Here is a 22,861-nt window from a genome sequence, read left to right as displayed (position 1 = left end):
AATTAGGTGTTAATGGATTGTTACTGAAATACGTGCCATGTGCGTATCTTTTCAGGCAAGACCTTTAATATAAATTTCAATATTTATTATTAAAGGAGGTCCCCAAATGAAAAAGGACTATGCAAAAACTGCAGACACACTGATTGCAGCGCTGGGCGGAAAAGATAATATCACCCGTCTGTTCCACTGCATGACAAGGCTTCGTTTCTATGTGAAAGACAGATCGAAGATCAACGAGAAAGAGATCTTAAAGCTTTCTGAGATCTCCGGCGTTAACTGGCATGAAGATCAGTTCCAGGTTATCGCAGGAAACGAAGTAAACGCTGTTTACAAGGCATTGGAAGACAAAGGCGTTCCTACCGATGATGCACCGGCAGCGAACTCTGACAGCTCAAAGAGTGTTGTTTCAAAAGTTATCGATGCCATCACCGGATGTATGACCCCGATGATCCCTGCCCTGACTGCAGCCGGTATGATCAAAGTTGTACTTACCCTGCTGACAACTTTTCATCTGGTATCAGAAACAAGCAGTACCTACCAGGTGATCAGTTTTATCGGAGATGTTACTTTCTACTTCATGCCGTTCCTGATCGCAGCAAATGCTGCCAAGGTTTTCCGCGTGAACCAGTCACTGGCGCTGTTTATTGCCGGTGTTTACTTAAGCCCTACCTTTGTAACTATGGTAGCTGGTGATGCGGCCATCACACTGTTTGGTCTGCCGATCACAAAAGCAACTTATTCTTATTCCGTTATTCCGGTTATCCTGATGGTATGGATCACACATTATATTGAGATTCTGGTTGATAAGATCACACCGAAAATGGTAAAACTGATCCTGAACCCGACACTGGTAATTCTGATCAGTGCACCGATCGCCCTGATCGTAGTTGGACCGATCGGAACAATTATTGGTAACGGACTTGCGGTAGCCATCAACTTCCTGTCCGTAAAACTTGGTTTCATTATTGTAGGTATCCTTGCAGCAACCTTCCCGTTCATCGTTATGACCGGTATGCACCATGCGCTGACACCGATCGGACTGAATGCCATTGCAACCGGTGGTACCGATACACTGATCTTTGTATCTCAGGTATGCTCTAACCTTGCACAGTCCGGAGCTTCTCTTGCAGTAGCTGTAAGATCCAAGGACAGCAACATGAAACAGCTGGCAAGTGCAGCAGGTGTTTCCGCTCTTATGGGTATCACAGAGCCTGCTCTGTATGGTGTTACACTGAAACTGAAAAGACCGGTTGTAGCAGCTTCTATCGCAGCCGGAATCGGTGGTATCGTAGGAGGACTTCTTCAGGTTTCTCTTTACATTGCACAGAATTGTATCATGGCGATCCCGGCGTTTATCGGCGAGAAGGGATTAATCAATCTGATTTATGGAATCATTATGATCGTGGTATCTTTTGTAGCTGCTTTTGTTCTTACGCTTATCTTCGGATTTGAGGATGTAAAGGCTGAGACAGAGGATGAAGTACAGAACACAGATACAGAAAAACAGCCGGCACAGCAGAACGCTCCGCTTGTAGATAAGATCGAGCTTTGTGCACCGGTAGCAGGAACTGTAAAAGCACTTTCCGATGTTCCGGATAAAACTTTTGCGGATAAGGTTTTAGGTGACGGAGCAGCAATCGTTCCATCAGAAGGAAAGGTTTATGCACCGGCAGATGGTACGGTGGCAAATATCATGGACAGCAAACATGGAATCATGTTTGTGACAGAAAGTGGAGCAGAAATTCTGATCCACATCGGACTTGATACTGTAAATTTAAATGGTAAATATTTTAAATCCCATGTTTCTGATGGAGATAAGGTAAAAAAAGGAAAGCTTCTTGTGGAATTCGATATGGATGCCATTAAGAAAGAAGGATATGATCTGATCACACCGGTTGTTGTGACCAATATTTCTGATTATATCAAAGCAGTATGCATGGAAAAAGAAGATGCAGCTGTAAATGCAGGAGATAAATTCCTGACTATTGTATAAGAATAACAACGAAACATCAGGCGGAGATAACAGATCCGCCTGATGTTTGTAAAAAGGAGAAAATTAAAATATGAAAAATTATAACCGTATGCCGGAAAACTTTCTCTGGGGCGGAGCAACTGCTGCAAACCAGTATGAAGGCGGTTGGGATGAGGATGGCAGAGGCCCGTCCATTGCAGATGTCCTAACAGGAGGAAGTGTGGATAAGGAACGTCGTCTTACACCGCCGGCACCGTTACCGGAAGAATTTTATCCCAATCACCAGGCAACTGATTTTTATCATCACTGGAAAGAGGATATTGCTCTTTTTGCAGAGATGGGATTTAAGGTATATCGTTTTTCTATTTCTTGGTCCAGAGTGTTCCCAAATGGGGATGAGGAAACTCCAAATGAGGAAGGCCTTAAGTTCTACGACAATGTGATCGACGAACTGAGAAAATATAACATTGAGCCGCTGATAACGATCTCTCATTATGAGAATCCCCTTCATCTTTCTCTGGAGTATGGCGGATGGAAAAATCGTAAGATGATCGATTTCTATCTTCGATTTGCAAAGGTTTTATTTGAGAGATATAAAGGTAAGGTAAAATACTGGCTGACTTTTAATGAGATCAATATGCTGACGCAGGACTTTGGTGCGGTATTCTGTGCAGGAATGCTGGACCCGAAGGATGTATGTGAGCAGAGCCGTTATCAGGCAATGCATCACCAGCTGGTAGCAAGTGCACTTGCAGTTTCCATGGCTCATGAGATCGATCCGGAGTTTATGCTTGGCTGTATGCTTGCTTATCACAATGGTTATCCATATACTTGCCATCCGGATGATATCTTATATGCACAGCAGTTTGGGCAGATCCACAATTCCATTGCCGGTGATGTTCATGTAAGAGGATATTATCCGGGATTTGCAGCGAGATACTTTGAGGAGCACGGAATCCAGCTGGAGGTTCTTCAGGAGGATAAAGAGATCCTCAAGAAGGGTACGGTGGACTTTTTCACTATCAGCTATTATTCCAGTAGCTGTGTCAGCGTGACAAAGGACGGAGAGAAAACGGCCGGAAATGGAAGTGACAATCTGAAAAATCCATATCTGAAAGCTTCCGACTGGGGCTGGCAGATCGATGCAACTGGTCTTCGCTATGTTCTGAACCAGATCTATGACCGCTATCAGATTCCGATCATGATCGTGGAAAATGGTCTTGGGGCGGTGGATCAGCTGACAGAGGATGGAAAGATTCACGATGATTACCGTATTGAATATATGCGCCGCCATATAGAGCAGATGAAGGAAGCAATCCATGACGGAGTAGATCTGATCGGCTACACCTGCTGGGGCTGTACAGATCTTGTCAGTGCCTCCACTGGAGAATTCAAGAAGCGTTATGGGCTTATCTATGTAAATAAAAATGATGACGGGACCGGAGACTTTTCCAGAATCCGCAAAGATTCTTTTTACTGGTACAAAAAAGTGATTGAATCCTGCGGGGAAGAGCTTTAACTGAATCAACTGCGAAGCAGTTATCTGGTGTAGAATTATGTAGCGAATGCGGTTGCTTTTATCCGGTTGACGACAAAATCCTGGAGTATGACAATGTACTCCGGGATTTTTTTGAAAGGTTGACTTTTACACGGTAAAGTGTAATACTTATTGTAAGTGACGAATGTGAGGAGTGTTTTTTATGCCGGATGAAAAAGTACTGCAGGTAGCGATACTTATATGGGGATGTGCATTTTGTGCCATAGCTGCATTATGTATATTTCTGAGCAGTAATTATGACAGGGAAAAGCGTCGGTATCTTATCCTGATGGAGAGTTTTGCTTCTCTATTATTGCTGATGGATGCCATGGCGCATATTTTCAGCGGATATCCCGGAGTTCCGGGCAGTGTGATGGTCCGTATCTCGAGTTTTCTCGTATTCCTTTTAAGTGACGTAGTCCTGCTGTGTTTTCACATTTATGTGTGTGTTTATCTGTTTTCGAAGAGGGAGCGGAGAACATTAAAAAGAGTAAAAGCCGGATATGTTATTGCTGCCGCAGAGGTTGCTTTTGTGGTGATCTCGCAGTTTACTCACTGGTATTATTACATAGATGGGGATAATTGTTATCATCGGGCACCGTTATATATTATGTCAATTCTTCTTTCGGCAGCAGGCTTGCTCATTGATCTTACGCTTCTGCTCCAGTACAAAAAGAGAGTCAGCAGGAAGCTCCTGTTCTCTATGCTGTCATGCATTGTACTTCCGGCAGTGGCGGCAGCTGTGCAGGCATTCAGGTATGGAATGTCGCTGATCGATTTTTCTGTTGGTATTTCCATGATCATTATGTTTATCGTGACGATGACGGAGCTGAATCAGGAAATGTATCAGCTGATAAGCAGAGAGGGCAAGATAAAGGAAAGACTTGAGATCGCAACGATACTGAATAAATGCATTGCTGAGTTGATATCAGGAGAAGATGAAGATGCGTCGATCTCCAATCTGCTGCGTATTATCAGTGGGTATTTTGACGGAGATCGCAGTTATATTGTTCAGATCGATGAAAAGAGTAATGTCTGTACAAATACCTATGAGTATGCCATGAACGGAGTGACTGCTGAGAAGGATAATCTTCAGGAGGTTCCCATGGAAATGCTGGATATCTGGATGGACAGCTTTCGGAAAAATGGCCTGTATTATATTCCGGATATTGAGGAGGAGCAGGGGCAGCCGTATTATGAGACTCTGAAGATGCAGGACATTACCAGGCTGCTGGCCGTTCCTTTAAACAGTGACGGAAAGATCATAGGATTTCTCGGGGTAGATAATCCGAGACTGCATTATGAGGATCATACGCTGCTGTCATCCATACAGTATTTTTTAACGGACAGCCTGAAAGCCAAGGAGCGTAAGGCGTGTCTGCAGTACATGAGTTACCGTGATATGCTGACGACCTTGTATAACAGGAATAGGTATATTCAGGTTCTGGAAGGTATGAAGGCAAAAACAGTGATAAAAACAGGAGTAGCATATATTGATATCAATGGTCTGAAACGGGTGAATGATCTTTACGGACATGAGGCCGGAGACAGGCTGATCATAAATACAGCGAGTTCCATGCTTGCGATTCTGCCGGAAAATGCTTACCGGGTAGGTGGCGATGAATTTGTACTTATCTGTTTTGACATGGATGAGAAGATTTTTCGGAGTAAGGTTCGGGATATCTGTGACAGCATTGCTGCCAAAAGGATCAGTGTTTCTGTTGGTGTTGTCTGGGAGGAAAGCTCTTCGGAGCTTGAGACAATGCTGAGAAGAGCAGATGATCTTATGTATGCGGAAAAAAAGAAATATTATGAAAAGCATGGAACGATGTGAAGGTATGTAGCAGAGAGCAGAGTGTACGAGGAATGTCCGAGATACTGCAGCTGATTGATCGTCAGATGTAAGGTTACCGGCCGTCGGAAATTACGCATTGGTTTTGAATAAAAAAATAAAGCTCCCTGTTTTGCGATTGTGAAACAAGGGGCTTTATTTATAAGAAACGTTTATTTCAAAAAATATTTTCTATTATTATTAGGACCATCATGTGATACGTCAGGCATTTCGTTTAATATAGCTCTGGTTCGTGGAGAGCTTAATTTTATATAAGAAGCGATATCGCTTGTTTTTGAAGGCCCGTTTTTGGACAGATATTTTTTTATTTTATTCATATGTTGAAAGGTTTTATTGCTTGTTTTATTGCTTGTTTTATCGCTTGTTTTTATCGCTTGTTTTTTACTGCTTGTTTTTGTACGGCGCTTTTTCTTAATAGTAAGAACTAAGATAGTGCGGTCTGGATCAAATTCTTCTTCAATGATTGGCTCAGGCCATCCCTGATCTGCCCAAGTATTAAAAATATTTGGAACACCACTTCCGGCACGTTCACCTATATTGATGAGATTAAACATTTTCATCAATATTTTATTTCGAGGGTCTGATATTCCACCTTTACGCATCTGTTGTTTACCAGTTCGGGAATAACCAGGGTTTTCAAATATTATTTTTTCAGTATTTTTTCTGATAACAATACCACGTACGCCATAAAAATCAGCGTTTATTAAACAATTGGCTAATGCTTCTCTGAGGGCTTCGTGAATAGGGGTATCATCGATACGATTTCCATCAACAGTCTTAAAAGGGATTTTTATATCCGTGATAAGTTTGTTATAAACTCTGAAATAAAAATCACAGATATTACCAGACCATTCTCCAGAACTGGATTGTAAGCGGTCTGTCCAGCGTATTGAAGGATCAAGTATTTCCTGATAATCGAGAAAATACTCAGGAAAATGACGAACAATATTATATTCATCTCCAAACATAAGCATTCCGGCAGCTGTTGGATGTAATTGCTTATCGATATTTGAAATAGCGGCAGCTCCTATGCTGCGAAGATACTCAAAATCATCCAGGCGGCCAAAAGGATGTGCTGGTTTCAATGATCTGTGACGGTTTCTGTATCCCTGTATGGTTTCATAGTTCAGATCAGTCATAGGAACGTCATCAAGAACACTCATATCCATAGTATTATCAGTTTGATCTCGAATCATTGTTTTAACCTGGAGTTTGGTACAGTGATAATCTCCTTCGTGATTTCTGCGAAAAGTTCCATTAAAAATATCATCATTAATATAAACCGGTTTTTGTTCACGGCGAGCCATTGGAACATAAATTACAATGATCATATCATCATTGAGTTTAAAGGTTTCTACATCAGTGTCGGTGAGAAGATTTATATTTACCTTTTTTCGATTGTTTATAGTATCCCAGAATTCTTTTAATAATTTGCCTTGATTTTCTGCTTTTAATCCTGTAGTTCTCCAGCTTCCGTCTTTATTTTCAGCAACTCCCAGGATGATTACTCCGCCATAGCAGTTGGCAAATGCAGAGTAGGTATCCCATAAAGAAGATGGTAATCCACCATTGGATTTCTTTACTTCGCGGCGATTATCTTCTTTGTACAAGTCGAATTTAGTAATATCAAAGATATTGGACATTGTAATCACCTCATGAAAAATATATTATTATTTTTATATAATTGGATTAATCGTATCAAAGTAAAAAAGAAAAATCAATTAAAAGACTAGAAATTTTCTGTAACGTTTTTGAGATCAGTGCGTCTTATAAGTGAGAAGGGAGGAAAAGAAAGAACCGATGAATATTGAGGAACTTTACCGGACATATTTTGACATTGTATATCGGTATATCCGTTCTGTCTCACGGGATGGAGCGCTGGCTGAGGAAGTGACCCAGGAGACATTTTTTAAGGCGCTGAAAAAAGCAGATCAGTTCCGTGATGACTGCGATGTGCGGGTGTGGCTTTGCCAGATTGCAAAGAATACGTTGTACGACCATCTGAAAAAGCAGAAAAAGCAACTTCCCGGAGAGGAGCAGCCGGAAACAGCAGAAAGCCATGGTGGAGAAATTTTTGAGGAAAAGCTGGCACAGCGGAGTCAGGCTATGGAGATCCACAAAGTTTTGCATGGCCTTTCGGAACCGTATAAAGAAGTTTTTTCCCTGCGGACATTCGGAGAGCTTAAGTTTAGTGAGATCGGAATGCTTTTTGGAAAAAGTGAAAACTGGGCGCGGGTGACTTATTACCGTGCAAGAGTAAAGATCAGAGAGGAGCTGGAATATGAAGATTACATGTGACGTAATACAGGATCTGATGCCATCTTATATAGATGGGATATTAAGCGAAAACAGTCGGGCGCTGGTGGAAGAACATATGGGAACCTGTCAGGAATGCAGAAAAATGTTGGAGATCATGAAAGAAGAGCAGGGAAAAGAGCAGGCCCGGATAAGATCATCTGTAGCTTCTGTAGCAGGATGTGGAACTGGTGGGACGGAAAATACTGAAAGTAATGCAAATACCGGAAGCGTAGCCGCACTGAAAAAAATCCGGAAAAAATTAATAATACGCAGGGTGCTGACAGCAGCAGTGGCAGTTATCTTGACACTCATCGCTGCGGCAGCAGGCTACGACCACTGGTATTTCAACGAAAAATATATGACCCTGGAAAACAGCGGAATGTACGTAAAAAATAACAGTTTGTATTCTTCCAATAATCTCATCAATCGAATGAAAGTACAGTACACAGAAGATGGAAAAACAGAGTTCATCTACGCCATTGACGCGCCATATGCAGGAACTCTGGAACTGAAAGGCGATGACATGCTGCTTCAGGATTTTTCCAAAAAGACAGAGGAAGTATCACCGGAAGACGACAGCACCCCGGAAACGGTGAAGGAAGTTTATTACATGAGTGAGGAGGCCGGAAAGAAGAGCCTGGAATTAACAGAGCTGGAAGCAAAGGGAGAGCTGGAAGCAGCGGAGAAAATTGTGGATGAGATGAAACAGGAATCGAAGCTGATATGGTCGGAACAAGAGGATAGAAATACCGCATCGTCTATGTTAAAATAAAACCTGGACAGTACAGTGAAAAAGTTCTATAAAAATTCTGTGCTGTAGGCAAAAAAAAAGACAGCAGTGAATTTACGTATTTACTGCCGAAGAACAGGGGGACATAAGATGTTATTTGTATGCTATCCAAAATGCAGTACTTGCAAAAAGGCTCAGAAATGGCTGGATGAGAGTGGCGCAGAATATACTTTGCGTGATATTAAGACGGACAATCCAACTGCAGAGGAACTGAAAGCCTGGTGGGAAAAAAGCGGTCTTCCGCTGAAGCGTTTCTTCAATACCAGTGGAAATATTTATAAAGAGATGAAACTGAAAGATAAACTTCCGGAGATGAGTGAGGAAGAGCAGCTTGCGCTTCTTGCAACAGACGGGATGCTTGTGAAACGACCAATCCTTGTTGGGAAAGACAAGGTGCTGGTGGGCGCTAAAGAAAAAGAATGGGAAGAGTATCTGAAATCATGAAAAAGAAACTGAATTATGCGGATATCGTTAAGGAAACCGTGATCCTCACCGTAGCAGTGGCGATCATTGCAGCGGCGGTATATTTTTTCCTGGTGCCAAGCCATACGTCGGTCAGCAGTATATCCGGTCTTGGAATCGTGCTTTCCAACTTTGTGCCGCTGCAGCTGTCGGCGATTACCATGATCCTGAATGTGGTATTGCTGATCATTGGATTTTTTACCTGTGGAAGAGAGTTTGGAGTTAAGACGGTTTATACCAGTGTAATGCTGCCGTTGTTTCTGGGATTGTTTGAGATCATTTTTCCAAATTTCGGTTCCATGACAGACAGCCAGGAACTGGATGTTCTGTGTTATATTCTGGTAGTGAGTGTGGGACTTAGCATTCTTTTTAACAGGAATGCATCCTCAGGCGGACTGGATATCGTGGCGAAGATCATGAATAAGTATCTCCACATGGAACTTGGAAAAGCCATGTCTCTTTCCGGTATGTGCGTGGCACTTTCCGCGGCGCTTGTGTATGATAAAAAGACGGTGGTCTTAAGTATTCTGGGAACGTATTTTAACGGAATCGTTCTGGATCATTTTATTTTTGACAATAATATCAAGCGGCGTGTCTGCATCATCACGAAAAAGGAAGAGGAGCTGAGGCAGTTTATCATTCATGACCTGCACAGCGGAGCCACGATCTATGAGGCCATCGGAGCCTATAACATGGAAAAACGCCGTGAGATCATCACCATCGTAGATAAAGGTGAATATCAGAAGCTGATGAAGTTTATAAACCAGGAGGACCCGAAAGCGTTTATCACGGTTTATAATGTATCGAATATGCGGTATCAGCCGAAGAAATAAGAATATTTTGCTGGAATAAAAAAACTCCCGGGACAAAAGGCCCGGGAATTTTTTTGCCATATTTTACAGGAAAATATATTTCAGGATAAACAGCACTGCCAGTACATACATCAGAGCGCTGATCTTCTTTTCTTTTGCCTTACCTGTGATCAGGTTGATGGCTACGTATGTGATAATTCCCATGGAGATACCTTCGGAAATGCTGTAGAAGAACGGCATTGCGATGATACATACATAACATGGGATCGCCTCGGACATATCGCTGAAATCAATGCTGATAACATTGCTGAGCATGTACAATCCAACGATCACCAGAGCCGGAGCTGTGGCAAAGGACGGGATTGCCAGGAAGATCGGAGACAGGAACAGGGACAGGCCAAATAAGATGGCAGTTGTCACTGCGGTAAGTCCGGTTCTTCCGCCTTCGGATACACCGGAAGCACTTTCTACGAAGGTAGTGGTTGTGGATGTACCGAGAACAGCACCTGCAGTTGTTGCAACTGCATCTGCAAGAAGTGCGCCCTTGATGTTAGGAAGCTTGCCATTTTCATCCAGCATGCCTGCTTTAGAAGAGACACCAACGAGAGTTCCAAGAGTATCAAAAAGATCTACAAATAAAAATGCAAACAGGATAACAAGGAAATCCAGTGAGAAAACTCCGTCAAACTGCAGCTTCGCAAAGATCGGAGCAAGACTCGGGATAGAGAGTCCGTTGCTGAAATCCGGGAGCAGGCTGTAGAAGCCGATTTCCGGGTTCGGAACATAAAGTCCGGCGAACTGACAGATGATTCCAAGTCCCCATGTAATCAGGATACCCCAGAGGATGTTTCCCTTTACATTCTTAACAACCAGGATTCCAGTTACGATGATACCGATCAGAGCCAGGATAACGGTGATTCCCACATTGTTGAAGGAAGCCTCTACACCCTTGGCTGCGTTGTAGCCATCCACAGAGAAAAGCTGCAGCAGAGTGGAGCCGCCGATCACGATATTGGCATTCTGTAATCCTACAAATGCGATGAAAAGACCGATACCAACGCTGACTGCGGATTTCAGGTTCAGAGGGATCGCATTGAAGATCGCTTCACGTACATTGGTAAGTGAAAGAACGATAAATACGATACCTTCTGCAAAAACTGCAGTCAGTGCATACTGCCAGCTGTATCCCATACCGATAACAACGGTATAGGCAAAGTATGCGTTCAGACCCATTCCGGGTGCCAGTGCGAACGGGTAGTTGGCGAAGATCGCCATCAGCAACGTTCCCAGGAAGGCTGCCAGTGCGGTAGCTGTGAATACAGCTCCGGAATCCATGCCGGTCGCGGACAGGATGTTCGGGTTAACTGCCAGGATATACGCCATTGTCATGAAGGTGGTGATACCTGCCAGAACCTCTGTTTTAGCGTCCGTTTTATTTGCGGACAGCTTGAAGATTTTTTCTAACATATTTCTTTCCCTTTCTTAAATATGTTTTTGGACAACATGTCTAGTTTATCATATAAAAATTTCATATGCAATTGTTAGTGTGCACAGATATGATTATAATAGGTGTTTTTTTGTAAAATACTTTTACAAGCAGGCAATTTGTGTGTAAAATACAGGAAAGAGAGTATTTAATTTACAGACGAGTTTATTTTGCAATGAAAGGGGGATGGATAATGTCTGAGAAAAAACTGCGGAATATTACAGATGTGCTCTGCTTTCTGATGATCTTTGGGTACGTGATGTATCTTGTGGCCACCTGGGGAAATCTGCCGGAGAGGGTGCCGATCCATTTTAATGTTCATGGGATCCCGGACCGGTATGGGAAGAAGGGCAGCCTTCTTCTGGAGCCGATTTTGGGGCTGCTGATCTTGGCACTTCTGATGTTCTGTCAGAGATTTCCACAGTGGTGGAATTATCCGGTTGAGGTGACAGAGGAAAACAGAGAGCATATCTTTGAAATCGCGTCAAAAATGATGTCTGTGATCAAGCTGTTATCCATTGGAGTATGTCTTGATGCCGGGATCAGCGGGAATCTGGGAACGGCACCTATGTGGCCGGTGTGGATACTGATCACAGGGATTTTCGTGACATTGATCCTGGGGATCCGGGGGATATATAAGGCTGGTAAAGAAACTGGCATGGATGAGGATGATAAATCGTGAAGCGGTTGCGTTTGTGATCATGCAGAAGAGTGGAAGGGAAATGTTCGATTTATTGTACTGAATATGGATGGAACCAGCGAAAGCGGATCGCGAATATCCGCTTGGCGAAATTATAATAAAAACAGGAAAGGAATCTCAGGAGCATATGGTAGATACAAGAACAGATGAGCTTTACAGAGCGCTTCAGGATAAGGGCTATCCCGATGAGCTGTGCCGGGAAATCGCCTATAAACATATGAATACCGATTACACAGCTACACGGATGCTGGGGTATTTATACAGGGTGACAAGTCCCAGAGTGGAGGATGTGATCGATGAGATGTTGGCGATCTTAAGTGACAGGGAAGCCATCGTCCGGAAGAAAGAGCTGGAGCACGCCCAGGCTACGATCAACAGCGTGTATCGGGAGGGTTTGTAACGGAAATCCCGGAGCTGTGCCAGTGCTGGCGGATCAGAAGCTTCATCCTTTAAGGAAAATCAGGAGATCATGGCTCTGGAGCATCATCTCCTTCCGCAGAAATTCATCATTGATAACTACATCAATATGAACGCACACTTTAATTTTATCCGTTTCTTTTAAACAGTATTGTTATTACGGTAGTGATTACTCTGATCGTAATTTATGCAAGTAATTGAAGATGGACAAAATAGTAATTGTATTAACTGATAAACCATAGTATAATACAAATATGAACACAACATATAAATCAAACAACAATGTCGTCTATTCCTGTAAATACCATGTAGTATGGTGTCCAAAGTATAGACGAAAAGTATTAATTAACGGTGTGGACGTCCGGCTGAAGGAGCTGCTCACAGAGTATGCTGCAAATCTTTCTGTAGACATTCTGGAGATGGAGATCATGCCAGACCATGTTCATATGCTTTTGGAAGTAGATCCTCAGTTTGGCATCCACAAAGCTGTAAAGTCATTTAAAGGCTATACGTCCAGAATTTTAAGACAGGAATTTCCCTATCTTAAAACGAAAATGCCGACTCTCTGGACAAACAGCTATTTTGTATCGACGGTAGGCGGTGCTCCGCAGGAAACAGTAAAACAGTATATTGAAAACCAGAAAACATCGCAGAGACAAAAGGATAAGATGGGATAATGCAAAAAGGAATTAAATTTAGGATCTACCCGAACAGAGAACAGAAAAACTTCATCCATCAGACCCTGGGATGTTGCCGGTTCATCTACAACCGGGGACTTGCCATGCGTAAGGAAGGCTATGAAAATGGGGAAAAGATCGGCTATTCCCAGACTTCCGCCATGCTGACTGAACTGAAAAAGCAAGAGGAGTTTGCCTTTCTGAAAGCAGCAGATTCCATTGCATTACAGCAGTCTTTGCGGGATCTCGACCGGGGATTTGTGAATTTCTTTGAGAAACGGGCTTCCTATCCAACCTTCAAAAGTAAACATAACCGGTTCCAGTCATACAGAACGGTAAATCAAAAAGATAATATTCGTATTGTGGGAAGATATATCAAACTTCCGAAACTTGGATTTGTTAAAATACGGCAGTCGATGGAAGTGGAAAAGATTAATCACGTGATCATTGAGCACACACCGGCTGGAAAATATTTTGCGGTTTTAAATGTTGATTTTGAACCGGAACCACGCTCAAATGCTGGCGGAACGATAGGGATTGATGTCGGGATCAAAGCGTTCTACTCCGACAGTAATGGAAATACGGTATCAAATCCCAGATATCTGGAACGCTCAATGCGAAAACTCATAAGAGAACAGCGCAGGCTTTCCCGAAAACAAAAAGATTCCCATAACCGCGAGAAGCAGCGGATCAGGGTGGCAAGAGTGTATGAGAAAGTAACCAATCAGCGGAATGATTTCCTGCAGAAACAGTCAACGATGCTGGTGCGTGAAAACCAAACCATCTGTATTGAAGATCTGAATGTTAAGGGGATGATCCGGAATCATAAACTGTCAAAATCGATAGCGAGTGTTTCCTGGGCAAAATTTTTTGAAATGCTGGAATATAAAGCTGGCTGGTATGGAAATGAAATTCACAGAGTACCAACGATGTATCCGAGCAGTCAGACCTGCAGCTGTTGTGGCTACAGAAATCCACGGATAAAAAATCTGGGCATTCGTATCTGGGAGTGTCCCAAATGCCATGCGGTTCATGACCGGGATACGAATGCAAGTATCAATATTCTGAAAAAAGGACTGCAGATGCAGTCTGCATAAAGATAAAAACTGTACCGTAGGGCATACGGGAACAGTATAAATATAGCTTGTGGACACTGTGTAAGACATTGCAGTACCGTAAGGTGTTTGCCAATGCAGTAGTGGGAGAAGCAAGAATCCCCCTGCTTTAGCTGTGGGGAGTGTCAAACAGGTCTGCGCTATGAGGGTGGACGAATGGTGGATATGTACCGTACTCTGGACAGTATCCCGGTTCTTGCAAAAGCAGGCGGTATTCTGGTGATGACCGATGAGATCCGTGGAACAGAGGCGGAAAAGAATCCGGAAAGCCTGAATATCCGGGTATTCCCGGGTGCTGACGGAAGCTTCCGATTGTATGAGGATGATAACGAAACCTGTGCTTACGAAAATGGTGCCTGTGTATTTACGGAAATGGATTATAAGGAAAAGGATCAGGGAGTGTTTACCATTCATCCCGCACAGGGAAAAACAGAGCTGATCCCGGCAAAGAGAGCTTATACCGTGGAGTTCTGTAATTTTGCGAAAACAGGAACAGATACTGTGAAGGTTCTGGTTAACGGAGCAGAGACTGAGGCTGCTGTAAAATATGAAGAGAAGCTTCAGAAGATCTGTGTGGAAGTGGAAGCAGACACAGCGGCAGAGGTGCAGATCATTCTCGCTGGCGAAGTGGCAGACAATCAGACAAAAGAGCGTATCTTTGATTTCCTGAACCAGGCAGAGATCGGTTTTGTGCTGAAGGACAGATTATATCAGCTGATCACAGCCGGAAAGAAGCTGCCGGTTCTTTTATCTGAGCTTCAGTCCATGGAGCTGGACAAGGATCTTTACGGAGCACTGATGGAGATACTGACTGCGTAAAACATGAATAAAATTGCGTTTCCAAACCATACTATCATTATTATCAAAAGAAAGGATGATCATAATGATATTAAAGGAAAAAGAACGCACAGTGATCCAGGATCTTCAGACACAGGAAAAAAGCTGCATTGAAAAATACGGAAAATACGCACAGCAGGCCAGGGATCCGGAGCTTAAAAGCTTATTTCAGACTCTTCAGAAAAAAGAGCAGGAGCATTACGATTCCCTGAGCCAGGTGCTTTCCGGTACAGTTCCACAGGTAAACTGTAATGACAGTGACGGCCGTGATTACCAGCCAAAGGCTGCTTACACATCGGTGATGTCCTCAGAGGATAAGGAACACGATGCTTTTCTTGCAACAGACTGTATCGGAACAGAAAAGCTGATTTCCGGAGAATACAACTCGGATGTTTTTGCTTTTGAAGACAGTGGTGTGCGGAAGCTTCTGGCAGATATCCAGGTGGAAGAGCAGAATCATGCGGAGATGCTTTACAAATATAAGACTGTGAACGGAATGTTCTGATATATAAAAAAGAGGGAGGATTTCAGTAATGGAATTCTTCCTTTTTTTATTATATAATCAGGAGAACAGCAGGGAGAAATACTTTCCTGCAAAGAGAGGAGAAATAAATATGAAGGGAACCAGCTGCGAATACTGTGCAAACTATACATATGATGAAGAGTGTGACGAATATTATTGTGATGTCAATCTGGATGAGGATGAATATTATCGTTTTGTGAGCAGTGATTACAAGGAATGTCCGTATTATCGTTCCGGAGATGAATATAAGGTGGTACGTCATCAGATGTGATACAGAGTAACGGAAAAAACAGAGCAGAAGATAATGTGATAAGACAAATGCAGGTTTTCCACGAAAAGGAATGCGAGTTTTGTGGAAAATCTGCATTTTGATGTTTTGATATGTGCAAAAGGCTTCAAATTTGTAAAAATTAGCGTGTTTACATTTGAAAAAAATATCTTTATAATAAAAATATTGGTCTGACAGGTGGAACCTTTATACCATCCAGACGATGATAATGCTACAGGATTTTGTCTGAGACGAAATTTCGGGTAAGCGTCTGACAGACTTATAATAGATTTTTTGATTTGACGGAGGATGTGACAGATTGGATATTATAAAGAAATTCGGGGATATGGTGGGAGAGAGATCCATCAGGGATCCGGAAAAAGCACGAAAACTTCTTCTCACTGGATACCGGCTTCAGGAAAAACGTCTGCAGCTTTTTCCTGACAGGAAGCTTCCGGCTTCGGGACAGTATGTAGCCCGTGTAGTCATGCAGAATATTATCAAAGCCCTCGCAAAACCGGACGATACCGCTCTGGTGAGCATTTTTGTACCGGGAGAGCTTCTGACAGCAGCAGGGCTCACTCCGTATTCCGTGGAGGCAATGTCCTGCTTCATCGCCGGAACCAGATGTGAGCAGGCATTTCTGGCACAGACGGAATCAGAGGGCTTTCCGGAAACCATGTGCTCCTATCACAGAGTTTTTCTGGGAGCGTCCATGACAGGATTGGTACCGAAGCCCAAATGTACCATCTACACAAACCTTGCCTGCGATGGAAACATGATGACGTTTCCTTATCTGAAACAGAAATATCAGATCCCGGGCTTTTATATTGACGTACCCTATGAAAAAAATCAGGATTCCATCAGCTATGTTGCAGATCAGCTCCGTGAGCTGAAGAAATTCTTGGAGGATGTAGGCGGGAAAAAAATCTCCGAGCAGTCGGTACAGCGTGCAGTTGCCAACAGCAATGAAGCGGCCTCCTATTACAGCAGCCAGCTTGCCCTCAGAAAGGATCACGATCCGGTGACTTCCCTGACAAATGAGCTGTATGCGATCTTTATGTGCCATCTTCTGGCGGGCTCAGAGGAATCCCTGAAATACACAAAAATGCTTCTTGAGGATGTGAAGAAGGCACCAAAGGGGGAAGGGCTTCATATTTTGTGGATGCATATGATGCCGTTTTTGCAGGAGCCGGTAAAGGCTGTATTTAATTACAGCCAGAACGTGCATATCCGTGCCTGTGATTTTGTTGCAGACGGTTTTCAGCGGATGCAGGCCTCGGATCCTTATGAGGCCCTTGCGGAAAAAATGGTCAACTGCATTTACAACGGAAGTGTGAAGCAGAGGATCCGGCGTGCCCAGGAGCTGGCGAACCTTACAGAGGCAGACGGCGGGATCCTTTTTGCGCATTGGGGCTGCAAGGGAACCATCGGAGCTTCCAGCCTGATCAAAAATTCTCTGGAAAATGCAGGACTTCCAACCATGGTCCTGGACGGTGACGGCTGTAACCCGGCCAATTCCAGTGACGGCCAGGTATCCACACGACTTCAGGCATATCTGGAAATGCTGTCAGAAGGTAAGGAGGAAAAACGGTCATGATACATTACGTCTGTAAATATACACCGCTGGAGCTGTTTAAGGGCTTTGGCGAGGAATGTGCGGTTCTTGAGGAAATGCCGGAGAATTTTGAGCTTTCGGACCAGATCGCCCATGCTAATCTCTGCGGCTTCGGAAAATCTGTGATCCAGGCAGTGCTGGAGGGAAAGGTAGAGCAGCTTGTTCTTGTTAACTGCTGTGATTCCATGCGCCGTGTGTACGACATTGTGGAAAGTACCGGTAAATGTAAATTTCTGTACATGCTGGACATGCCTCATGAGGATAACGACTGTGAAAAGGTGAAGCTTGCCCAGGGCATCCACCGTCTGAAGAAAGCTTATGAGAAATTTTCGGGGAAAACCTTCGACAGAAGTGGATTTCTGAATGCTTTTTCCCATGAGCCTGTGGATAACCAGCCGTATATCGGTGTTCTGGGTGTCCGTGTCAGCGGCATCTTGGAAAAAATGATCCGGGATAATATCCGCATGGATGTGGAAAACCTGACCTGTACAGGTGGAAGACGTCTTGCAGTGATCCGTGAGGAGCTGGAAAAAATGGAAGACGATGCCATGTTCCTGGCTTATGCGGATGCACTTCTTTCGCAGATGCCCTGCTTCCGTATGAACAACAGCACCCGAAGAAACCGGCTGTATCTGGATCCGAACCTGAAGGGGATCATTTATCATACTATTAAATTCTGCGACTATTACGGATTTGAGTATGCAAGTATCAAGCGTGATATCAAGGTTCCGCTTCTGAAGATCGAGACAGATTTTACAAGCCAGAGTGCAGGACAGCTCCTTACCAGAGTGCAGGCTTTTGCGGAGACCCTGGAAGGCTCTGAGGATATGGACCCATCAAAAGGAATCAGCGAGGAGATAAGGAAAAAAATGGAATCAGGAGTTTATTATGTGGCAGGGATCGACAGCGGTTCCACAAGTACGGATGTTGTGATCCTGGATAAAGACGGAAAAATTAAATCGACCATGATCATTCCCACAGGCGGCGGCGCTATGATGAGTGCAGAGAAGAGCCTGGAGATGGCCGTGGAAAAAGCAGGGATCAGGAAAGAAGATATCGTGCGTATCGTTACTACCGGATATGGACGTGCCTATATTGACAGTGGTGATGACAGTATCACAGAGATTACCTGTCACGCGAAGGGCGCTCATTATCTGAATCCGAATGTGCGTACAGTTATCGACATCGGCGGTCAGGATATCAAGGCGATCAGCATTGACGAGAACGGTGCGGTAAAAAATTTCCTGATGAACGATAAATGTGCAGCAGGAACCGGACGATTCCTGGAAATGATGGCCCGTACTCTTGGACTTTCCCTGGAGGAGATGAGTACCCGTGGCCTGGAGTGGAAAGAGAACGTAGTGATCTCAAGCATGTGTACTGTATTTGCAGAGTCCGAGGTAGTTTCCCTGGTTGCCCAGAATAAGGACGTGGCAGATATCATCCATGGTCTGAATGTATCTGTTGCTTCCAAGGTAGGAGCTCTTGCAGCCCGCCTTGGCAAAAAGAATCCGGGGGAATACATGATGACCGGTGGTGTTGCCAGAAATAAAGGTATCATCCAGGCATTGGAGGAGAAGCTGGGGGCGAAGCTTTATATCTGTGATGAGGCACAGCTTTGTGGTGCGCTTGGTGCGGCACTGTTTGCTTATGAGAAGTGTAATGCGGCACGGTGATCAGATCAGACAAGTTGCCTGCGCAGTAAATGCAGAGTGTGAATATCCTTTTGGTCAGGGGCGGCGTGCCCACTCACTGGGCGAACAGCCACAGTTCTTTCGGAAGTACCGGCTGAAGTGGGAGAGATTTGAAAATCCGCACAGCAGAGCCACCTGTTGAACAGGCAGAGCTTCGTTGGTGAGCAGATTTTTGGCTTTTTCCAGACGGAGCAGATTCAGGTCAGCATGAGGGGTGCTGTCAAAAAAATTCCGGTAACAGGAATAAAACTGACTTTTTTCGAGATTAGCCATGGCGCAGAGCTTTTCTGTTGTCCATGGCTTTTCGTAATTTGTAAGCATTTCCAGACGGATTTTTTGGAACAGGCTGCAGAGCTCCGAGTCTGAAGACTTGCCTGTATCTGTACTGCGGAGTTCCCGCGAGGCTGTGATCATCAGCTGGCAGAGCAGGGCATACTCGTAGTCCCGGGAAAAAACTTCTCTGTTCAGATATTCATGCTGCAGCTTCTGGATACAGTGATCGATCTCCTGGCAGTCACTGGGGTAAAAAATTTCGTTGCAGGGAAGTCCGAACCGTTTTGCCAGATTTTCTCCGCAGGAAAAATGGACATAACTGTTCCGGAATTTTCGCACAGCCTGATAATGCTGGGGATTTCCCGGAATATAAAAGATGCAGGCATTTTCCCGGGTGACAGTAAGCTGACCGCCCAGATAAACCTTCATTGGTGTTTTAAATAAAAGAAAAAGAAAATCTCCGCTTCCCTCCGGCCGGAAAATCCTGTCGTAATCTGAGTTGGAACGGTTGTATTCGCAGAAATTTAAGGTGAAATCCATGAAAATGCTGGCTCCTTTCATTACGTAGATCAGACAATCCGACTGTGGCATTGTAAAGAACTTTCTGTCTGGAAGTATAAAGTAAAGTGACAGAGGGACGTCCGTCTGGTAAGACTGTCTTTACGATAAATCTTACCGGAAAAAAAGTCAACTATTTCGGAAGATAATCACTGGTATGGATAGAACAGGATGGTAAAATGAAACATAGAAACGGTTGATTTCCGATCTGTCTGAGAGTGTGTGAGCGAACAGAGGCGTAAGAGCCTGTATATGGCGGAATCGGAAACAGAGTCCAATGCAGTGGCAGGCAGAAAATAATAATTTACAGGAGGATTTTTACAATGAAAAAAGCGCAGATCATCGTGGACAAATATTTCCTCACCGGAAAAACAGACAAAAGGATCTATGGTTCCTTTATAGAACATCTCGGACGTGCGGTTTATGAGGGGATTTATCAGGAAGGCAGCCCCCTTTCTGATGAGCAGGGATTTCGGAAGGATACTCTGGAACTGGTAAGGGAGCTTCAGGTACCGATCGTTCGTTATCCGGGCGGAAATTTTGTATCCGGATTCCGCTGGGAGGACAGCGTCGGACCGAAAGCTCAGCGTCCGTCCAGACCGGAGCTGGCCTGGGGTGTCATCGAGACAAACCAGTTTGGACTCAATGAGTTTGTGGACTGGTCCAGAAAAGCCGGCAGCGATGTGATGATGGCAGTAAACCTGGGAACAAGAGGACCGGAGGATGCGAAAAATCTTCTGGAATACTGTAACTTTAAGGGTGGTACCTATTACAGTGATCTCCGTAAGGCCCACGGCTATGAACACCCGCATGATATCAAATTATGGTGTCTCGGAAACGAGATGGACGGTCCGTGGCAGATGGGACATAAAACTGCGGCAGAGTACGGAAGAGTTGCAGCAGAGACTGCCCGCCTGATGAAATTTATGGATCCGGAGGTTGAGACTGTTGCATGCGGAAGCTCCAGTCTGGAAATGCCTACCTTTGGCTCCTGGGAGTATACGGTTCTTGACGAGGCTTACGATCAGGTGGATTATCTTTCCCTGCATCAGTACTATGGAAATGCATCGGGAGACACTGCCGATTTTCTGGCAAGCTCCAAGGGCATGGATGATTTTATCTCAGGAGTGGTTTCCATCTGCGATGCTGTAAAAGCAAAGAAGCATGGAAAAAAACAGATCAATCTTTCCTTCGACGAATGGAACGTATGGTACCACAGCAATGAACAGGATAAAAAGCTGGAAAAATGGGTACAGGCGCCCCATCAGCTGGAGGATGTTTATAACTTTGAGGATGCACTTCTTGTGGGAAGCATGTTGATCACACTTCTCCGTCATGCAGATCGTGTAAAGATCGCCTGCATGGCACAGCTGGTAAATGTTATTGCGCCGATCATGACATCCGATACAGGCGCATGGCGTCAGACGATCTTTTATCCGTATATGCTGACAAGTGTGTTTGGAAGAGGAACCGTCCTTAATACACAGGTTCTCACACCTATATATGAAAGCAAGACTTATGGAGAAGCTCCATATCTGGATTCTGTGTGTGTCTGGGATGAGGAAAAGGATACGCTGACGATCTTTGCAGTGAATAAGAGTCTGGATGAGGATATGGAAGTTTCCTGTGACTTAAGACAGTTTGAGGGATATAAGATCGTAGAGCATATTGTACTCAATAATGACGATCTTCAGGCAACCAATACAGAGGCTCAGCCGGAGAATGTAGTTCCTGTAAAAGCCAGTGCAGAGTGCTCAAAGCTGGACGGCGGAAAACTGGAAGCAGTTTTTGCAAAACACAGCTGGAATATGATCCGTCTTGCGAAATAAGGGTCGGTGAAGTATAGTAAAAGCAGTTACAGAAAATGTAAATCATGCTACATTATGTGAGGCCTTTTTTATGTACACACCTGCAAAGGAACGCTACGAAACTATGGAGTACAACCGCTGCGGTGAAAGCGGCCTGATGCTTCCGAAGGTGTCTCTTGGATTATGGCATAATTTCGGAGATACTTCTGATTATGAAAACATGAAGCAGCTGTGCTTTACAGCTTTTGACAATGGTATCACACAGTTTGACCTTGCCAATAATTACGGACCTGCCTATGGAAGTGCGGAACGGAATTTCGGCAAGATCCTGAAAGAAGAACTGATGCCATACCGTGATGAGCTGATCATCACAACAAAGGCAGGCTATGATATGTGGGAAGGCCCTTATGGAAACTGGGGCAGCCGCAAGTATCTTCTGGCGAGCCTTGACCAGAGCCTGAAGCGCATGGGTCTGGAATATGTGGATATTTTTTACCATCACAGAATGGACCCGGAGACTCCGCTTGAGGAGACTATGGGGGCGCTGGCAACAGCGGTTCAGCAGGGCAAGGCCCTTTATGTGGGACTTTCCAATTATGATGGAAAAACCTTAAGCCAGGCGGCAGCGATTCTGAAGGATCTGAAATGTCCCTTTGTGATCAACCAGAACCGGTATTCCATTTTTGACAGAACTGTGGAAGAAAACGGCCTCAAGAGAACCACCGGCATTTTGAAAAAAGGTCTGATCACCTTTAGCCCTCTTGCTCAGGGACAGCTGACAGACCGTTACCTGAACGGGATCCCGGAGGACAGCCGTATCCGCAAAGATGGAAGATTCCTTAAGGAAAGTGTGCTGACGCCGGAGCGTCTGGATCAGATCCGGAGACTGAACGATCTGGCAGCCCAGCGTGGAGAGAAGCTGGCTGATATGGCGCTTGGCTGGCTGCTTCAGCATAAGGAAGTTACCAGTGTTCTGATCGGAGCTTCCAAGCCGCAGCAGATCCTTGATAATGTGAAAGCGATCCACTGTGCACCGTTTAACAGCTGAGGAGTTGCGTCTGATCGACGAGATCTCAAAATAAGATTTATATACTTCCTGTTTTACTATGAAAAGTAGTGAAGCAGGGAGTTTTTTATGTCGAAATAATTGTTTAACTGAATCAG

At 44.3% G+C, this 22,861-nt stretch carries 20 protein-coding genes and 1 pseudogene; 18 read left to right on the top strand and 3 right to left on the bottom strand.

The features are described from left to right. Positions 1–106 precede the first annotated feature (106 nt). From NQ489_RS16495 to NQ489_RS16485, 3 genes are all read left to right on the top strand, one after another. The gene (locus NQ489_RS16495; protein WP_021650624.1) at positions 107–1,993 is read left to right on the top strand and encodes a beta-glucoside-specific PTS transporter subunit IIABC; all 1,887 of its coding nucleotides are present in this window, start codon (positions 107–109) and stop codon (positions 1,991–1,993) included. Positions 1,994–2,063: 70 nt separating this feature from the next. After that, the gene (locus NQ489_RS16490) at positions 2,064–3,491 is read left to right on the top strand and encodes a glycoside hydrolase family 1 protein (protein ID WP_015526340.1); all 1,428 of its coding nucleotides are present in this window, start codon (positions 2,064–2,066) and stop codon (positions 3,489–3,491) included. Between the two features lie 181 nt (positions 3,492–3,672). Further along, on the top strand, positions 3,673–5,343 hold the full coding sequence (locus NQ489_RS16485; RefSeq protein WP_021650623.1) for a diguanylate cyclase: 1,671 nt from the start codon (positions 3,673–3,675) through the stop codon (positions 5,341–5,343). Positions 5,344–5,513: 170 nt separating this feature from the next. Here the strand turns inward: NQ489_RS16485 and NQ489_RS16480 are convergent, their stop codons facing one another. Beyond that, positions 5,514–7,004, bottom strand: a complete 1,491-nt coding sequence (locus NQ489_RS16480) for an RNA-binding domain-containing protein (protein ID WP_021650622.1) — start codon at positions 7,002–7,004, stop codon at positions 5,514–5,516. 157 nt (positions 7,005–7,161) lie between these two features. On the opposite strand from NQ489_RS16480, the gene NQ489_RS16475 reads away from it, so the two are divergent. The 4 genes from NQ489_RS16475 (at position 7,162) to NQ489_RS16460 (ending at position 9,744) form a co-directional block, all read left to right on the top strand. Further along, positions 7,162–7,659, top strand: coding sequence for an RNA polymerase sigma factor (locus tag NQ489_RS16475; protein ID WP_044960930.1), 498 nt, complete (start codon positions 7,162–7,164; stop codon positions 7,657–7,659). Then, positions 7,643–8,431: a zf-HC2 domain-containing protein gene (locus NQ489_RS16470; RefSeq protein ID WP_021650620.1), complete on the top strand. Its 789-nt coding sequence runs from the start codon at positions 7,643–7,645 to the stop codon at positions 8,429–8,431. The genes NQ489_RS16475 and NQ489_RS16470 overlap by 17 nt, the downstream gene beginning before the upstream one ends. Positions 8,432–8,539: 108 nt before the next feature. Next, complete coding sequence (locus NQ489_RS16465; RefSeq protein ID WP_015526336.1) at positions 8,540–8,893, top strand: arsenate reductase family protein; 354 nt, start codon at positions 8,540–8,542, stop codon at positions 8,891–8,893. After that, positions 8,890–9,744, top strand: coding sequence for a YitT family protein (locus NQ489_RS16460; RefSeq protein WP_015526335.1), 855 nt, complete (start codon positions 8,890–8,892; stop codon positions 9,742–9,744). The genes NQ489_RS16465 and NQ489_RS16460 overlap by 4 nt, the downstream gene beginning before the upstream one ends. 63 nt (positions 9,745–9,807) lie before the next feature. Here the strand turns inward: NQ489_RS16460 and NQ489_RS16455 are convergent, their stop codons facing one another. After that, the gene (locus NQ489_RS16455) at positions 9,808–11,190 is read right to left on the bottom strand and encodes an NCS2 family permease (RefSeq protein WP_015526334.1); all 1,383 of its coding nucleotides are present in this window, start codon (positions 11,188–11,190) and stop codon (positions 9,808–9,810) included. A 212-nt stretch (positions 11,191–11,402) separates the two neighbouring features. Between NQ489_RS16455 and NQ489_RS16450 the strand changes: the two genes are divergently transcribed. The 9 genes from NQ489_RS16450 (at position 11,403) to NQ489_RS16410 (ending at position 19,040) form a co-directional block, all read left to right on the top strand. Continuing rightward, positions 11,403–11,891 (top strand): DUF1648 domain-containing protein, encoded by a 489-nt coding sequence (locus NQ489_RS16450; protein ID WP_049946981.1) that lies wholly within the window; start codon positions 11,403–11,405, stop codon positions 11,889–11,891. Positions 11,892–12,036: 145 nt separating this feature from the next. Then, complete coding sequence (locus NQ489_RS16445) at positions 12,037–12,309, top strand: hypothetical protein (RefSeq protein WP_044960934.1); 273 nt, start codon at positions 12,037–12,039, stop codon at positions 12,307–12,309. Between the two features lie 271 nt (positions 12,310–12,580). Next, positions 12,581–13,003, top strand: a complete 423-nt coding sequence (gene tnpA, locus NQ489_RS16440) for an IS200/IS605 family transposase (RefSeq protein WP_059086645.1) — start codon at positions 12,581–12,583, stop codon at positions 13,001–13,003. After that, positions 13,003–14,100: an IS200/IS605 family element RNA-guided endonuclease TnpB gene (gene tnpB / locus NQ489_RS16435; protein ID WP_147602701.1), complete on the top strand. Its 1,098-nt coding sequence runs from the start codon at positions 13,003–13,005 to the stop codon at positions 14,098–14,100. Before tnpA ends, tnpB begins: the two co-directional genes overlap by 1 nt. Positions 14,101–14,274: 174 nt before the next feature. Next, positions 14,275–14,937: a DUF5110 domain-containing protein gene (locus NQ489_RS16430; RefSeq protein WP_021652230.1), complete on the top strand. Its 663-nt coding sequence runs from the start codon at positions 14,275–14,277 to the stop codon at positions 14,935–14,937. Between the two features lie 64 nt (positions 14,938–15,001). Then, positions 15,002–15,460, top strand: a complete 459-nt coding sequence (locus NQ489_RS16425; RefSeq protein ID WP_044961927.1) for a ferritin-like domain-containing protein — start codon at positions 15,002–15,004, stop codon at positions 15,458–15,460. 109 nt (positions 15,461–15,569) lie between these two features. Beyond that, positions 15,570–15,749, top strand: a complete 180-nt coding sequence (locus NQ489_RS16420; protein WP_015526328.1) for a DUF6472 family protein — start codon at positions 15,570–15,572, stop codon at positions 15,747–15,749. Positions 15,750–16,065: 316 nt separating this feature from the next. Then, complete coding sequence (locus NQ489_RS16415) at positions 16,066–17,346, top strand: 2-hydroxyacyl-CoA dehydratase subunit D (RefSeq protein WP_021652227.1); 1,281 nt, start codon at positions 16,066–16,068, stop codon at positions 17,344–17,346. Further along, positions 17,343–19,040: an acyl-CoA dehydratase activase gene (locus NQ489_RS16410; protein WP_021652226.1), complete on the top strand. Its 1,698-nt coding sequence runs from the start codon at positions 17,343–17,345 to the stop codon at positions 19,038–19,040. The genes NQ489_RS16415 and NQ489_RS16410 overlap by 4 nt, the downstream gene beginning before the upstream one ends. 54 nt (positions 19,041–19,094) lie before the next feature. On the opposite strand, the gene NQ489_RS16405 is transcribed toward NQ489_RS16410, so the two are convergent. Next, positions 19,095–19,871 (bottom strand): helix-turn-helix domain-containing protein, encoded by a 777-nt coding sequence (locus tag NQ489_RS16405; protein WP_044961933.1) that lies wholly within the window; start codon positions 19,869–19,871, stop codon positions 19,095–19,097. Between the two features lie 341 nt (positions 19,872–20,212). On the opposite strand from NQ489_RS16405, the gene arfA reads away from it, so the two are divergent. Both arfA and NQ489_RS16395 read left to right on the top strand, forming a co-directional pair. After that, the gene (gene arfA / locus NQ489_RS16400) at positions 20,213–21,718 is read left to right on the top strand and encodes an arabinosylfuranosidase ArfA (RefSeq protein ID WP_021652223.1); all 1,506 of its coding nucleotides are present in this window, start codon (positions 20,213–20,215) and stop codon (positions 21,716–21,718) included. A 70-nt stretch (positions 21,719–21,788) separates the two neighbouring features. Further along, positions 21,789–22,779: pseudogene (locus tag NQ489_RS16395) on the top strand (aldo/keto reductase). Positions 22,780–22,861 lie beyond the last annotated feature (82 nt).

The sequence above is a fragment of the Blautia sp. KLE_1732_HM_1032 genome (assembly GCF_025147905.1).
GTDB lineage: Bacteria > Bacillota > Clostridia > Lachnospirales > Lachnospiraceae > Blautia_A > Blautia_A fusiformis.
The sequence above is the reverse complement of the archived record's forward strand: the minus strand, read 5'-3'. Positions and strand labels throughout refer to the sequence as shown.